Annotated in this window: 8 protein-coding genes and 2 pseudogenes; 4 read left to right on the plus strand and 6 right to left on the minus strand. The window is 43.4% G+C overall.

Annotated elements, in window-relative coordinates:
• Window positions 1-118: 118 nt before the first annotated feature.
• Both AC6CIF_RS20805 and AC6CIF_RS20810 read right to left on the minus strand, forming a co-directional pair.
• Window positions 119-1,102, minus strand: coding sequence for an MBL fold metallo-hydrolase (locus tag AC6CIF_RS20805; protein WP_498201393.1), 984 nt, complete (start codon window positions 1,100-1,102; stop codon window positions 119-121).
• 27 nt (window positions 1,103-1,129) lie between these two features.
• Entirely contained in the window at window positions 1,130-1,873 is a 744-nt protein-coding gene (locus AC6CIF_RS20810) for a class I SAM-dependent methyltransferase (RefSeq protein ID WP_498201394.1), read from the minus strand.
• Between the two features lie 237 nt (window positions 1,874-2,110).
• Here AC6CIF_RS20810 and AC6CIF_RS20815 point away from each other — a divergent pair.
• The 3 genes and pseudogenes from AC6CIF_RS20815 to AC6CIF_RS20825 form a co-directional block, all read left to right on the plus strand.
• A pseudogene (locus AC6CIF_RS20815) lies at window positions 2,111-2,458 on the plus strand (DUF72 domain-containing protein); the annotation flags it as partial.
• A 225-nt stretch (window positions 2,459-2,683) separates the two neighbouring features.
• Window positions 2,684-3,778 carry an FRG domain-containing protein gene (locus AC6CIF_RS20820; RefSeq protein WP_498201395.1) on the plus strand — a complete coding sequence of 365 codons (1,095 nt, stop codon included), beginning with the start codon at window positions 2,684-2,686 and terminating at the stop codon, window positions 3,776-3,778.
• A gap of 802 nt (window positions 3,779-4,580) precedes the next feature.
• Complete coding sequence (locus AC6CIF_RS20825) at window positions 4,581-8,228, plus strand: P-loop NTPase fold protein (protein WP_498201396.1); 3,648 nt, start codon at window positions 4,581-4,583, stop codon at window positions 8,226-8,228.
• Between the two features lie 195 nt (window positions 8,229-8,423).
• Here AC6CIF_RS20825 and AC6CIF_RS20830 read toward each other — a convergent pair.
• A pseudogene (locus AC6CIF_RS20830) lies at window positions 8,424-8,873 on the minus strand (class I SAM-dependent methyltransferase); the annotation flags it as partial.
• Between the two features lie 238 nt (window positions 8,874-9,111).
• On the opposite strand from AC6CIF_RS20830, the gene AC6CIF_RS20835 reads away from it, so the two are divergent.
• The gene (locus AC6CIF_RS20835; protein ID WP_498201397.1) at window positions 9,112-9,987 is read left to right on the plus strand and encodes a DUF72 domain-containing protein; all 876 of its coding nucleotides are present in this window, start codon (window positions 9,112-9,114) and stop codon (window positions 9,985-9,987) included.
• Between the two features lie 190 nt (window positions 9,988-10,177).
• Here the strand turns inward: AC6CIF_RS20835 and AC6CIF_RS20840 are convergent, their stop codons facing one another.
• From AC6CIF_RS20840 to AC6CIF_RS20850, 3 genes are read right to left on the minus strand one after another with little or no spacing between them, the layout of a single operon-like run.
• Window positions 10,178-12,355, minus strand: a complete 2,178-nt coding sequence (locus tag AC6CIF_RS20840; RefSeq protein WP_498201398.1) for a glycoside hydrolase family 88/105 protein — start codon at window positions 12,353-12,355, stop codon at window positions 10,178-10,180.
• A gap of 56 nt (window positions 12,356-12,411) precedes the next feature.
• Complete coding sequence (locus tag AC6CIF_RS20845) at window positions 12,412-13,233, minus strand: polysaccharide deacetylase family protein (RefSeq protein WP_498201399.1); 822 nt, start codon at window positions 13,231-13,233, stop codon at window positions 12,412-12,414.
• A gap of 17 nt (window positions 13,234-13,250) precedes the next feature.
• On the minus strand, window positions 13,251-16,604 hold the full coding sequence (locus AC6CIF_RS20850; protein WP_498201400.1) for a glycosyl hydrolase: 3,354 nt from the start codon (window positions 16,602-16,604) through the stop codon (window positions 13,251-13,253).
• Between the last annotated feature and the right edge of the window lie 32 nt (window positions 16,605-16,636).

Consider the following 16,636-nt stretch of genomic DNA (forward strand, 5'->3'; position numbering starts at 1 on the left):
TAAAAATAGATGAATGAACCGTTAAGAGAGGCTAAAAAGGCCCAGAACAGGTGAATTTCCTGTCCCGAGCCTCTATATAAGATCGTATTATCATTCCATATCGATATCATCATTCCGTTTAGATTTGAAAATAGAACGTCCCATCCGGTTGCTGCTCTTGCTTCACTAGTTCGCGTCGAATTAACTCCTGCAAATGGGCTAACGTCTCACTCATGGCAAACCGCAGTTGATGGGTACCCAGCCGATTGCCAAACATGTGCACACAGATGTCATAAGCATTCGCCGGTGACTCCTGAATTCGTTCCGTCATCTTCTGAAGACGTTCCTCGTGATGAGCGAGCAATTGTACTGTCCGTTCGGTGAACTGGGCAAAAGGATTCCGATGCCCTGGATACGCCTGTTTGACATTTAGCCCCCCGAGACGTTGCAATCCTTCCATATAAGACAATAATGGCTGTGGGTCACTGCCGGGTTGCAGACTAATATTCGGTGAAATCTGTGGCAAAACTGCATCTCCGCACAGAATCTCCATGGACTCCGGCGCATAAAAGGATAAATGGCCTGGGGCATGTCCCCCCGTCTCCACAGCAACCCAACGTTTCCCGCCCATATTAAGCCACTCGCCATCTTCAATGGGTGTGACATTCGGAAGTGGAGTGATCTGCGAAGTAAATGCCTTCATATGTTCATGTATCTGCTCAGTCTTGTCTTCCGGCATTCCGTGGCTTCCATAATAATCAGGTAATAATGTATTAATACGTGAATCAGGTCCCCACATATAGTCGGCCTCTTGGCGGGAGCGTGTGGACATTCGAACGGGTGCCCCCGTCATCTGTTGCATCCAACCCGACAACCCAAGATGATCGGGGTGATGGTGGGTGAGTACAATTTGATGAATATCGCTAAAGGTCAGGCCGAGATCTGCCAGCGCTTCACTCCACTCCTGTTCTGTTTCCGAATTACGCGGTCCCGGATCTATAATAGTTATCTTCCCATCCGATTCTGATAACACATAACTGTTCACCCATCGTAAGGGAAACGACATGCTGATCTTAACCCGGTGTATACCCTCTGTCATGGGCATCTCTTCTGTGCGCTTCATGTTATCCCCCTTCCAGACTGTCTCTGTTCACTCCACAGGACGATGACCAACAAAAATCATACGCGGAGAAGTCTGCTCGTCATATTTCTCTTCGTCATAGCCGCCATGTACCTGATCTACGTGAAGTTCAGCTTTACTTAACAGCTCACTCAATTGATCCTTTGTATACAACTTCACACGTTCCTGATATACCCGCGGTTCATGTCCGGATGCAGTATCCGTAATACGAATTTCCTTTTGCACAAATCCATCCTCAATCTTGCGGAACTCCTCAATACGCTGTCCTTCATCCTCTCGGACGGAGTGCGGTACCAGATGACGAGTCACATAAGCCGTATTCATAAAATCAATAATATAGCTGCCACCGGGGCGAAGCATCCGATGAATGGCACGTAATACTTTCAGTTGTTCTCCGTCCTCCAGGAAATAACCAAACGATGTGAACAGATTAACTACGGCATCAAAGCCACCTTTCAGGGGGAGTTCACGCATGTCTGCATGACACCACGTTACCCGGTGTTCGTCATCCATTAGTCGGGCTTCGCGCAAAAGCACATCAGACAGATCGACCCCGGTCACTCTTAATCCCGCATCAGCAAGTGCCAATGAGTGCCTTCCCATACCGCAGCATAGATCCAATACTTCAGAGTTAGGCTCAAGCTTCAACCATTTGATCATTTTATGTACTTCCTGATAGGCACCCTGCACATCCCGGTGCTTGTATACGAGCAGATAATCTTCTCCAAAACTCTTTTCATACCATTCCGTCATCCATTCTCGCCCTCCACTTGGTCACTGGCTCTCTATCTATAGTACGCTTTGTACAGGCCTGATCATTTCCCTAGCTTTAATGTATTGTAACGTCTTTATTCTGCAAACTCAAAAAATTCCAGTAAGTTTCCAACATTGAAGAGGCAAAATGCAAACGATATAATGTTAAGCATACGCATACCCCTGCGAATCGGTTAATTATAAGAGGTTGTTCAAAAAGCAACAGGAGGTGTTCTTATGATTCGCATCGGACTTACCGGATGGGGGGATCAGGAAGATCTCTATCCAAACCGTACCAAAGCCAAAGACAAACTCAGTCTATACGGACAGTACTTCTCCACCGTGGAGGTGGATAGTTCTTTCTACGCCGTTCAGCCGCGGGATCGAATGGCACGGTGGGCTGCCGAGACGCCCGAATCCTTTGCTTTTATCATCAAAGCCTATCAGGGAATGACCGGACATCTGCGAGGCAAACCATACTTCACCAGCACGTCGGAGATGTATAAGGCTTTTCGGGAATCACTGGAACCGGTCATTGAAGCCGGCAAGATGCAGGCAGCCTTGTTTCAATATCCGCCAGTATTTATATAAAACAATTCGTACATAAATATAAATTTCATTTTTTTCTTTATTGTTTCTACAGAAATGATCATTACTTTGGTTGTACATAATTATAAACCCGTACTTAAATAGCTTTATGATTCTGAACGTGTACATAAATAAGGACAAAAAATAAAATCTAGCCTAGGCTTAAATAATGACATATAAAAGACGATTAATATAATAAATCATAAAATAAGGAGAATTTTCTTGAACGAGATCTACACTTTAAATGAATATATTACTGCTGTTAAAGAATTAAGGAACAATCAATATTATTTCCGTGGAGAAAATAACAAATACCCTTTAATTGCTTCCTCTTTGCTGAGAAAAGACAATATGCAACTTTTAAGAAGTGAAAAATTCAATTTTTACGAAGATTTGGTGAATGACTATTATTCAGAAATTGCTTCAGATATAGGAGAGTTTGAACGTAAGAATTTTTTGGCTTTCAGTCAACATCATGGTTTATCAACAAATTTAATTGATCTAACAACGTCTCCTCTGATTGCTCTATATTTTGCTTGTTCGTTTAACATTGGTACTGAGAATACTAATAATACTGGTTATGTATATTTATTTGATAAAGATTTAACTATTGATATTTCGAGTTTAATCAACAAACATATGATGGCTCCCTCTCATTCATATAATATTGTGGACTTATTTCTAAGAAATGATAGTTCAATAATCAATACATTATTAAAATATTTTTCTGATTTTTTTTGGGAAAACAGTATTGAACCTTACTTAATAAACATTATTGATCTATATTTAAGAGTGATACCAGATATCCAAATTGATAAGGATCTGCAATATCTAGTAACAAGTCAGTATGGTATTTATGGAATAGCAGATAACCTTTCCACAGAACTTGAAGAATTATTAAGAAAATATGAATCAAAACTAGGTATACAATATACGAGCATGTCTATATTATCAATTTTGTATTTAATCCTACTTACGGAATACTTTAAAGGAGTGTACTCAAGCTCCTTTTATGGCCTAAAGAGTGAACCCGCGTTCCCCAATATGCCATACTTATTATATAAAACACCTTATAAGTTTGATAGAATACGTAATCAGGATGGTGTTTTCTTATCGCAACTCTTCCAATCTTTTTCGACTACACATGAAAATATACCGAATGAAATTATTAAACAAAAATATATTCCTGATGAAACTTTTATAATAAAAGATCAGGAATATATACTTGAAGAATTAGACTTCATCGGAATTAATCTCAAAAGTATTTATGGAGATTTTGATAATATAGCCTCCTACTTAAACAAGAAGAAATTTTAATAATTGCTTGAAGCGGAAAACCGGAAAATAAATTCAGTAGATCACTGGAACCAAGTTCTTGTCTTTACTAAATACAAGAATTTGGTTTCTTATTTATTTGAATTAATTACAATCAACTAAGAAGAAGCTAGCATCAGGCCAATTAAAACAATTGCTAAAATTTTGATCCACTCACACCTTTTATACGGTAAAGATTCTTCTGAAGCCAATTTAAAGAAGTAAGTCTGTTCACATACTTCTGCAACAAGTCATAATTCATGCGTTATACGGTAATCACCATAGTTAATCCATTCATTAGCAAAAAATCTTTGATCTTAGTTGGTCATACCTAAAAATTTTTGCTCTTTGAAGAAGTGTTATATACAGATTCTGGAGAGTAACATGCCTTCCTCGAGTACGTTTACCAATGATACTCCCAATATTATGGAAAGAGCTTTCGGGACGTGTATTAGTTCAGTAGCCATCCAACTATAATCGTCTTTTCACGTCGCAAATACTGCTTTAATAGGTTCCAATGCCTTTAGCTTTAGTATTAATTGTATCAAAGAAGTTTATTTCATTATCTTCATCCAGACAATGAAATGTATCTACATAAAATCAGATGTACAATAATTATAATTTCTCTTGATTTTCTAGTCGAATAAATAAAAAAAAGTGCATGAGTATAGTCTAATCCTAAATATTTCATTCTATCTTGCAGCTAACTTCCATTTAGCAAAATTAAATAATGATATCGGCAAACCTAAAGAATATAATGGTAATATTGAGGATTAACACCATCAAAAAAAGAGGGCACATAAAAATGAGGAAAAATACTATAAAAAATATAATTAAAAGCTTTCCTTTTCAGAATCCTGTCGGACGGAAGAAAATAGTAAATAAAACACCTCTATATTTACAAGATTCACCAGTCACCAATAGAAAAGAAGATAAGTTCCAGTATGGTCAGATGGCCGATATCATTTACGAACTATTAGAAGAAGGGCAACTCCCCTTACACATTGGTTTAATGGGTTCATGGGGAACAGGTAAAACCTCAGTCTTACGGCTGCTTGAAACCAAGGTAAATGCCGAGAGAAAAAGCGAACGCAAATACTTATTGAAGTTTATCAATGTGTGGAAATTTGCAGATGATGCTCCTTCTTTACATAGAAAGATTGTAAGAGAAGTAGAAGCAGAATTGAAAGTGGAAAAAAAAGAAGGAATAAGTCACGAAACTACTATACAACAAATAAAAAAAACATCTGGAGTATGGTCAATATTTCAGAAAGAGTTATGGAAAAAGCATGGAATAATTATACTTCTATATGTAATAACACTCATTATTGCAACTGTTCTGTACGAATGGTTGTTCAATTTCAAAGACCCTTGGGCACTTTCATTTACAAGCACAACTTCCTTATTGGCCATTTTAATTGCGAATAACCTTCTAAACAAAAATGGGTTAGAACTTACTTATCAAACGCAACAAAAAGAACTAGCTCTCCTGCATGGAGATCAATTTGAGCATCGCTTTGAAAGTGCGGTCAGTGAATATCTTAAAGCCAATAAAGGTAAGAAATTAATTCTGGTTTTTGATGATTTAGATAGGCTTCCTCCAAAGCAACTCGTTGCTGCTTTAAATACCATTAAAACCTTCTTACGTTCAAATCAATGTGCTTTTATTGTTCCCTGTGATGAAGAGGTCTTGTTAGAAGGGATATCTTCCGCATTCAATGAAAAAAAGATGTCTAATCTTTCTGTAAGTGAATTCTTAAATAAAACATTTGATTTACAACTCCATCTACCACATGTAGAAAAAGTCAATATGAGAACATATGCAAAAAACATACTTTCGGAACAACAGGTGAAGTGGACGCTAGATGAAAACATACCTGTGGACAGGCTATTAGGGATACTAATTCACACTGGAGTCCGAACTCCAAGACAAGTAAAGAAGATCTTAAATGCCTATGCTTTTGACTGGTACTTAGCACTTAAACGTGATGCTGAAGCTGGCGTAGAATTTCTTAGTAAACATTCTAATCATATTGCCATTTTCACTGTTTTGAAGACCGATTTCCCAAACTATTATCATGCAGTTAGTCAAAATCCATTTATAATTCAAAAACCTATAAAAGATCAAATCAGAAAAATCTATTATCAAGATGAACCACCCCTTGAAGAAAACGAAAATTCTGAAGAATCAACTCATGATCTCGAGGCATTTCTTTCCCGAGTTAAAGGTAATATGCCCGCTGATCCTCGTCCTTTCATTTATTTCAACAATCAGTTACTCAATCCTTTAACAGGAAGACCTGAACTTGAAAATACGAAAGAATATCTTCTGAATGGACAAGATGATGAGTTTCATGAGGAATTTTATAAACTTTCATTCGAGGATATGCAAATTGTCTTGTCTTCAACATTAGAAGACATCGATACTACAAGTAACATCTTTGCTGGCAATGTCTTAAAAGTCCTTTTTGCAGATCAAGAAGCCTTAAAATTCATAAAAGAAATAGATCTAAACCGTTGGGAAAAAATTATAGTTGAGAATATAACACACACAGATGATTTTTTTGAGCTTGCTACTTTAGACATTTGCTTAGGTCTTGAGAAATTACAATGTGGAGATTTCGTGTGGAAAACTTATGGCCAAGCGATTTCTGATGAAGTTAACCATGAATTAATATTCAATTTATGGGTTGAACATCCAAACTATGTAACCAACCTAGGCTTATCTAAAATTGGCCAAGGCATTATATCTACGTTAAAGAGTGAAAATAAATCCCATATTGCTGTCAATAAACTACCTAGTATTAGCCATAATAATTCAATCTTAAGGAATCAAACATTTGATTGGATCAATACTATTTTAAATGCAGTTACATCCGACGACCTACCGGATATTCCATTGGCTACTTTGCTTCCTATATGGGCGCAAAAAACTGAGGGACTTTTGACAACATCTATTATAAATGAACTGCTTGCTGCATTTAATTTTAAGAATCCTACCTACTTAGAGGGCGTTGGTACTTTATGGTGTGAGTTATATGAGGTATCTGATTCTAAGCAAGCAGACATGAATTCAATATTAGATCTGATGGACTCAATAAATTTTTCTGGATTTACTGAGGAAGATCTTAATTATCTTGCAAGTCAATTTGATGAACTCGAATACAAAGCTATTTCAAGCCGTGTTCGTAACATTTTCTCCTCATGGTGGAAAGAAGATGAAGAAAAAACATTTAGTTTAATGGATAAATGGTCGGATGCCCCCGGGATTGCAAGTTTTGCATGTGATATTTTTTCATTTGCATTAGAAGAGAAAATATTGAAATTGGGGACAGAAATTATATCGAGACGTTCCGCAGTTATCAAGAAGAGACTTGATAGTATTGTTACTATAATCAAAGCCGAACTAACCGATGCTTCAAATAATCATAGAAGAACCACAGCAAATACTATAATAGATCTGCTAGTTACTGACTCTTTATGGGCAGAAAAACTCCAATCATTAATTGCAGAATTTTTCCCTCCAGATGCAACAACTATTTGGCTTCAATGGCCGCCGATCGTAGCAGAGGATAGGGCTGATCTGCTTGTATCGTTTCTAAAAATCAATGATGACCTTGCTGATTGGACCGTACTCTCAATCTTTGATTTATTGAAGGTACGAAATGGATTTTTAGGAGTTGCTTATACTAACTACCGAAACAATCACACCATTTACATCAATCTAATTCTAAATCGATTATTAAATAGTGAACAAATTGATTGGAAATCCTTCTTAGAAAAGGCTATTCAAGAAAAACTTATAGATCATCTTGATCCTGATACAATGGATTCATTACTAATTACATTAGGCAAAAAATTAGAACTTGATAATGAGACGTATATTGATTTCTTCATTACACATCATAATTCAGAAAGTGAATATCATCGAGATATTGCTATCCGTAGATGGGATTTCTTTAATCCCGAAGAAAGAAAGACCTATCTGGAAAAATATGATTCTATTGATAGTCGAAATGAGTTTGGCATCGAACTAGCAAACATGATTGAAATAAAACCAAGTTTGAAATATATAGACGAACTCGGCACCTGGAATTTTAAAGATAATATCTCTCAGAAAATAGTAATGACAACTATCCAAAAAGTTGATGAACAAAAACTTAATAGTTGGTTCCAAAAATCCATTTTAAAAATCATAAAAGAAATGGACAAATGGACTATGTTTGCTTTATTAAAAGCTGCACGCACCAGAGATGATCTTGATATTCCTAAAAAAGAAACTTTAGACACTCTCTTACTTCTGAAAGATCAGAGATCCATTCTTTCACTTGATATTCTTAAGAAGAATAAGAACGTGGCTAATACGCTGAGAAGCTCGATCGGATCATTGAAAGACACCTATCCTGATGAAGTGGAAGAAGTTAAGAAAGAGTTTAAGTGGAGAAAATTCTAATAGCTGTAATGTACAATAACACGCTTTAATGGACACTGGATGAAAAGAGCAGATGACAAAATCATCTGCTCTCTTCTATTACGTGGTCCCGGATCTATATTGGTAATCGTTCCATTCGGTTCAGACAACACATAACTTGACCCATCGCAAGGGAAACGACATGTTAGTTTTGACGCGGTGTATGTCCTCTGTCATGGACATCAAAGCTGTATTCATAAAATCAATAATATAGCTGCCACCTGGGCGAAGCATGCGATGAATGGCACGTAATACTTTCAGTTGTTCTCCGTCCTCCAGGAAATAACCAAACGATGTGAACAGATTGACTACAGCGTCAAAGCCGCCTTTCAGCGGGAGTTCACGCATGTCTGCGTGACACCAAGATACTCGGTGTTCAGTGTCCATTAGGCGTGCTTCGCGCAAAAGCACATCGGACAGATCAACTCCGGTCACTCGTAAACCTGCGTCAGCAAGTGCCATGGAGTGCCGTCCCATACCGCAGCATAGATCCAGTACTTCAGCATTGGGCTCAAGCTTCAACCAATTGATCATTTTATGTACTTCCTGATGGGCACCCTGCACATCCCGGTGCTTATATACGAGAAGATAATCTTCTCCAAAACTCTTTTCATACCATTCCGTCATCCATTCTCGCCCTCCACTTGGTCACTGGCTCTCTATCTGTAGTGCACTTTGTACAGGCCTGATCATTTCCCCTAGCTTTAATGTATTGTAACGTCTTTATTCTGCAAACTCAAAAAATCCCAGTAAGTTTCCAACATTGAAGAGGCAAAATGCAAACGATATAATGTTAAGCATACGCATACCCCTGCGAATCGGTTAATTATAAGAGGTTGTTCAAAAAGCAACAGGAGGTGTTCTTATGATTCGCATCGGACTTACCGGATGGGGGGATCAGGAAGATCTCTACCCAAACCGTACCAAAGCCAAAGACAAGCTCAGTCTATACGGACAATACTTCTCCACCGTGGAGGTGGATAGTTCCTTCTACGCCGTTCAGCCGCGGGATCGAATGGCACGATGGGCTGCCGAGACACCCGAATCCTTTGCTTTTATCATCAAAGCCTATCAGGGAATGACCGGACATCTGCGAGGCAAACCCTACTTCACCAGCACGTCGGAGATGTATAAGGCTTTTCGGGAATCACTGGAACCGGTCATTGAAGCCGGCAAGATGCAGGCAGCCTTGTTTCAATATCCACCTTGGTTTGAGTGCAATAAAGACAACGTGAAAGAACTTCGTGAAGTGAAACTTCGAATGGAGGGTATTCCGTGTGCCCTCGAATTCCGTCATCGCAGCTGGTATGAAGGTGGCATGCGAGAGCGCACGCTTGCGTTCCTGAAAGAGCAAGGCTGGATTCACAGTGTCTGTGACGAACCTCAGGCAGGTCTAGGTTCTATCCCCATCGTGCCACAGGCCACGGATTCGGAGATGACGCTGGTTCGCATGCACGGACGCAATGTGTCCGGGTGGCATCAGAATGGTGCGCCTAATTGGCGCGAGACCCGTTATTTATACCGTTACAACAAGGAAGAATTGTTGGAATGGAAAGGATATCTGGAGCAATTGCAGGAGCAGAGCAAGGATGTCTATGTTATTTTCAATAACAACTCCGGTGGAGATGCAGCGGCGAATGCCCAGATGATGATGGACCTGTTGGATCAGCCGGTGAAACCTTTCCCTGACCGTTCTGAACCGGAGAAGGAAGAAGGACCGGAGCAGCTGGAATTATTTTAATACGTTCTAAAAACGGAGTTATTCATATTATTGGGTGAAGGTAAGTGTATTTATCATTGCTATCATGCAGATCGGATTCGAAATTGGAAACAAACTAAAAGCGGCAAGCCCGGGGGCTTTGCCGCTTTCTTTAGCTGGTAATCTACCTATAGAAGGCTATCCACATACATTCGTTCCGTTGCGTCAAACCTCAGCGCTGCGCGGCTGTAACCGAAGAATCGATATGCACCTCACGGAGCTGCTGGTTCATTTTATGCGCTTCAATGCCTGCCAAGAGCACAATGCCGATCCCATGGGTATCGTTCAGATTCCATCCCAGATCATCGCGATAATACAAGGCGGTAAACGAGTATCCGGAACCGCGGCATACCCCGTATATATTGCCTTTATAGTCAATCGACAAACGTGTCATGCCTTCCCATCCTTTGCGCACTGCCTCCAGATAGGGCTCTGGCTGTTCCAGCCAGCCTTCCCGAATACCACGGGCATATGCGTAGATGAACATGGACGTGCAGGAGGTTTCTTCATACGAATCCGGGCGGTTCAGCACCTGATGCCAAAGCCCATTTTCCCCTTGCAGCGCCAAATAACCTTCACTTAAATCACGATAGAACTGTAATAGTTCCGACCGTTTCACATGATCATGTGGCAGGATGGATAACAATTCGGTTAATGAAAATAGCACCCAGCCGTTCCCTCGTCCCCATGGAATACCTGTCGCCCGACCACGCACAAAATCATACACATGGGACATGATCTGTTGTTCGGGAAGGTAGAGGTATTTACGGAACATCAGGAACTGATTAACCGCATCATCCCAATACGTCACATCTCCTGTCAACTGACCATAACGCATCAGAAAAGGTGTACTCATGTACAAGTCATCACACCACATCGTCTCCTGACGCATCTCTCCACTGCCGCGAACCCGGTAAAAGGCACCATCCTCGAGACGTTCCTGCTCATCCGTAATGTAGCCCGCAATCCGATCCGCGGTATCTCTTCCCCCACGAATATCGCCCAACTCCATCGCAGCAAGCAGCGTAGACCCAAACGAACCGCAATCATCCAGACTGTCGATGGCAGACAGTTGATTATTAATCCCTGCCGCACCGTACCCTTCCCGATCCCACAGACCATAACGGTCAAATGAAGTGCTCAGTTCAATATGTTGGAGCACATACTGAATGTAATCATCCCGTCCCAATTCCTGTCCCGTCTGTAGCAGTCCAAGCAGGGTAACGCCAAGCGGATAATTCCACTTTCCGTAATGTGTATTCTCCAGGTAAGGACGGACATGGGTGTCGGGAAGATCTACCCGCCAATACACACCTTGTGCGCCATCATCAAATACGGTATCGGTTCGCACGATGTCGGTGCGGGATGGTTCAGCACCGGGAGCAAACACACCCGTGTACAGCCAAGGGTCAGAGCATCCCGCAACCGGATGAGGCGATTTCAGTCTCCAGCCTGTGGAACCCGAACGCTCGGCATATTCCAACGTGAATCCCCATGAGCCGCCGACTGCCTGAATTTCACCTTTCGCCACCAGATCGGATGTACCGTAACGGCGAGGAATTTCAACGCGGAAATTACCGCTGCTTCCAGCAGAGTATACTTCCGTGCCATCCACATACAGGGTCAAAGCTCCATCATGACGACCTTTTAAAATAACTGGTGATGTTCCTGGCAAAGTTACATCCAATCTGGACCATGCGTAGGCAACAGCGGGCTTTTCTGTACCAAAGATGCGGGCAAAAGAACCCATGCTCTGTTCCTCATCTGTCCAGCCCCTGCGCGGATACCAGGAAAGGCCCGTTTCTTCTTCCGTCATGCCGTCACGAGGAAGAGATACTACAGGTTCATCGACGGGTTCCGAATATAACCAGCCTTCCTGACCCTTACGATCTGCCCCAGGAGTGAGGAAGTGCAGCGGGAAATTTTTAAACGAGGCTGTTCCGTAGATACCGCCGAATCCTACTTCTGTTTTGACAAAACACAGCAATACATCATTCCAGCCATAGTTCACGGAAATCGGAATCTGGGTTCTTCGCTCGGGAAATAACTCCTGCAACAACTCGGACTTGAACACCTCTTCACCGTTCACGTAAATCGTCACCGGACTATAACAGTTCAGGCCCGTATTTAACGTTGTATTCTGCTCGCTCCATAACTTGCCCCATACATACACGTATTGACCTGCACGCGCCTCCACGCATTTCTCATTCAGATTCAGGTTGTAACGATAGTCCCCTAGCCTGCGAAAACCTCCCTGATGATAGGCTCTGAAAAAAAATGAATGTTTCGGATGATCGCCAATATAACGCTGAGCCACCGTTGTCAATATATCCGGAATTGAATCGTACACCTTGCCTGCAATCGCCTCGTTCTCATGAAAATAACGAATGATCGTCAGCCCCTTCCTTATACCTTGATTCGTTCGCTTAGCCGCAATGTTTCTCCACCGTGCACTTCAACAACCTGCTGATCTGCGGTGAACCAAACCGGGATGGCAGACGGATTATGGATGATGGAGCGATCTGCTGAACACTCCAATCGTTGCACCGCTTTCCAATAGGCAATCACTTCGATGTTCGTGGCATACCAGATATCGTCCCTGCCGCCAATCTGCTCACCAAACTGTTCGATGATCTCCCAGTTGTCGTTGTCATTGAACTCATAACTGTGACCCCAGACGTAGAGTAATAGTGGTGTACCTGTTTTGGAATGTTGGATAAAACGTTTGGCATGCCCCGCCAGATCATGGTTATGATGACACGTCGGATGCCATTCAAGCGACCGATCTGGCAACATGTATCTGCCATGTGATTCAACGGTACGGGCATAATCAATGCCAAGCCACTCCAGCTTTGTACTTAACGCACGGTCGTACCCTCCGTTGGGATAAGCCATGCCTCGTACCGGATAACAGACGAGCTGCTCCAATGCTTTTCGGTCTTCGATAATCTCTTCGGTCAATAGTTCATTCGGAACATAAGGCAGCGTAGGGTGAGTAACCGTGTGAACGGCTACTTCATGTCCCGTATAAAGTTCAGCGACTTCCCCAGCCTCAATGCGGCCTGGAGTACCCAGGGTACCGGAGTTCAGATTAAAGGTTCCCCGCAGGCCATACCGATTACAGATTTCCACCAGTCTGCGATCATGCACCACTCCATCGTCATAACTGAGCGTTAACGCTTTCATCACACCACCTGGATAGCGGTCAAACTGAATACGACGTCCCATCCCCTGCTTCCACTCCTTTATCCGAATTCTTCAACAGGTACATGACCTGCATCTTGTAATTGATGATGTTCTGAATCAAAATACGTACCTTCCAGCAGGCCGATCAATGTGTTGGTAATACGCACTTCAATGTCGTTATCTCCCGGACGCAACCAGGAGGCCTCTCCCTTCCAGAGATACGGAGACCAGCATCTCACACCCAGGCTATGTCCGTTCACCCGCACTTCCGCCACATCCTGCACACGCCAATCGCTAAATTCCAGTTCTAACGAGGTAATATCTTCCCCTGGCTCATCCAGCCAGAACGTGCGTGTATAACTCATTTCCCCGGCAAAATGGGGATACCGTGGCTGCGGTTCAGGTCCGATACGAAGGGCCGTGTCCGACTCCCGCACGAGCGAAGCTATGCCTTCATGATGAAACTCCACGCCGAATCTTCCCTGTAGATACAAGGGATCCACGATGCCATCCTCATCTTTCGTTACCTGCACAATCACCGTCATTTCGTTGAGACCGCTGTGCAGCAGCTCTGTGATATCACAACCGATGTTATTGTGGTCGGTTATTTCAATTGGATCGAATTGTTCTTTCCCAAGAGGTTGCCCATTAATCTCCATCGACCAAGTGCCTGAGATCGCCGCTCTGTCCATGAATAAAAGGCATGCAGGCAATGCCGTTCTCAGCTCAAATGTGGTCGTATAACGGCACTCGATCGGGTAAGCAACGGATGCCTTTTTCGGTGTGCCAAATACCTGATTAAACTGGACTGGCAGATGCTGCTGCTCAGATAATTCTGCCGCCTGATCAATAAATGGTTTTACAGCTACATGCTGACTTTCCAGAATTACACCGTTAGCATTGAATGCCTGAAGATGGAATTGTCCCATTCGCAAGATGTTAGGCTGCACCGTTTCCAGTCGCCATGGCCCTTCTGAAGGAATTCTGATCTTACTGGCTTGATTCACCCCTGCCGAAATATCCGCTCCGAACGTTGAACCCATTTTGTCTGCTACATCTAACTTCGTTGTTAATGCCTCTTTCTTCGCAGCTTGTAAAGTAAGGCGTACAGCATGCGCTTCGTAAGGCGCCAGTGTTAGTGAAATGCAACATTCCCCGCCGCTGCTCGTATACGGCAATGTCTGAAGCCGCCCTGTCTCCAGATCAAGTCGTTCTGCCACAATACAAGCACCCTCTGTCAACTCCGTTCCATCCCACAGCTGTCTGGCGACCAGCTTCAATTGACCAATCAGGTCCTGACCCTCCTGATTGGTCAAGAAAACCATGTGCTCTCCAGCCGACAATTGACGGGTGTGCATCAGCAGGGAGGCACTTTCCTCCTCCATGATCCAGCAGATGGGTTCGGGCAATACCTGATCGAGCAGGAGAGAGATCAGCTCCAGCGAAAAGTCATCTCCTTGCCCTGTTCCTGCGGGTAGAAAATAAGCACTTCCCTCACCCTGATGCCACATGGTTTCACGGTTATCATGATCTGTTGTCACGTTACGGCCCCAGTACACTTCTTGAGGCTGCTCGCCCGCGCCAAAGAACTCGGCAGCTTCATATCCCTCTGGACTTCCCGGCTGAATCGCAATATGTGGAGGCATCCCAACAGAGATGACAGTTCCTCCCTGCCGAACAAATCGCTTCACCTGTTCCCAGGCCGCGGCCTCCAGATTCAGCATCGGTGGCAGAATCAGTACGTCATAACGGGCAACGCCGATCCGAATGATGCCATCCGTTAAGTCAGCTTCAGCCAACAATTCGGGGTCAAGGTGATCATAATCCCGTCTGTTTTCGAGCAGATGGGTAGTAATCCGCATCCAGTCCTTCGTCAGGCGCTCCAGTTGCGCCCGTTCTAATTCGTCCTCGCCGCTATACTCAAATCCATGCAGCGGATTCCCCATCAGACTCCAGAATGTCGTCGTTGGGTCAAGTACGGCGATACGAATGTCTGCTGTTCCGGTGCTCATGAGATAGCTCAAACGTCCGGTGTAATCCCCTAACTGCCGGAAATGCTTCCAGTAGGGATTCTGTAAAAATTGAGATGGCGGTGCATCATGCTTTGCCAGCCCACCAATCGTATAGAAAAAGGCGTGAAAGTTATAAAAATTGGTGCCCATGGCGGCCATGCGATCAATCATCCACTTGGCATCCTGTAGCGTCATGGACCAGCCTACACTGTGAAAACATTCAATCAGATTGCGGCCTCGGCCCAACTGCCGGGCAAGCGAACTGACCATCTTGGGGTTGTCACGCATCTTTTGGCCGTACCGTTCCAGAATCCATGATAAGGACCGTCCGATTTTCTCATGTGCCGAATCACCCCCTGGCATATGGCTGAACAACTGGGTGGTCATCCGTACCCCAGGCACCTCAGCCGCGTACTGGATTCCTGCTTCTTCACACCAGTCATGCACCTGTTTGTGATAGGACTCCCTGAGAAGCAGGTGCAGTGACTGGTAATAGTCATACCGAATACGATGCGCGTCCGGAACATCACCATATAACAGCGCCGGTAGCGAATCGATCAGACTATAACCACAACGCTCGCTGAAATAACGGGGAAGCTGTTGCGACCAGGGGATACGACCCAGCGGTGCAATCTCATCCGAGAACACGCCTTTGATCACGCTTTCAAATTGATCCCCAACCGCTGACTTATAACGCTCATGTGTCAGCTCAATAAAACGACTCATCGCTTCCTTGTGGCAAGGATCAACAAAGTTGCCGTAATATTTGAAATCGTCGATCTCCATTTCTTGAAATATAATCAACTCCCAATCACCTGGGAGAACATCCCACAACAAGCGGAACGCTGTTCGGTAGGTGAAAAACCGCTTGCGATTATACGAAGTGAGTCCTGTCTCCTGATAGACTTGATCGGTCTGGAAATTGCCGATTTTACTGCGCAAGTCAATGGATTCATGCCACAACCGTTTGCCCTCTGAGTCCTTGGGAATCGCCTTGGCAACCAACACTCGTCCCCATGGCAACTCCAGATCCACAGCTTCTCCGCCCTGAACCACCAACTGATGATGCACGAGCTGTCGCTGCTTCGCTTCAGGGAAATCAAGGGTCACTTCTCCGCCAGCCATCCCGCTTGGATATGGATATTCGTCATATAACCATACCTGCATGCCATGGTCGGCAGCTGCCTGCACTGCAACCCGCACCTTATCGAACCATGCTTCAGAGAGATAGGGAATCTGTAGTCCCTGACGCGGACAGATGAAGAATCCGCCTACACCTTGCGCGGCCATCTCAGCGACCTGCCGCTTAATCTGCTCTTCTTCCATATTCCCGTTCCAGAACCAAAAGGGATGGACCCTGTACTGCGCCTCGGGATTTTCAAATGCATCCCCGTTCCACATGTTGCCTTCCTCCCTGCCTGTTCAAGAGTGTA

The organism is Paenibacillus sp. GQ49, assembly GCF_059759055.1.

What these genes read in the sequence shown, in the direction of transcription:
- AC6CIF_RS20850 (WP_498201400.1), bottom strand. Translation starts at nt 16,604, where the DNA reads ATGTGGAACGGGGATGCATTTGAAAATCCCGAGGCGCAGTACAGGGTC.
- AC6CIF_RS20825 (WP_498201396.1), top strand. Translation starts at nt 4,581, where the DNA reads ATGAGGAAAAATACTATAAAAAATATAATTAAAAGCTTTCCTTTTCAG.
- AC6CIF_RS20845 (WP_498201399.1), bottom strand. Translation starts at nt 13,233, where the DNA reads ATGGGACGTCGTATTCAGTTTGACCGCTATCCAGGTGGTGTGATGAAA.
- AC6CIF_RS20835 (WP_498201397.1), top strand. Translation starts at nt 9,112, where the DNA reads ATGATTCGCATCGGACTTACCGGATGGGGGGATCAGGAAGATCTCTAC.
- AC6CIF_RS20805 (WP_498201393.1), bottom strand. Translation starts at nt 1,102, where the DNA reads ATGAAGCGCACAGAAGAGATGCCCATGACAGAGGGTATACACCGGGTT.
- AC6CIF_RS20810 (WP_498201394.1), bottom strand. Translation starts at nt 1,873, where the DNA reads ATGACGGAATGGTATGAAAAGAGTTTTGGAGAAGATTATCTGCTCGTA.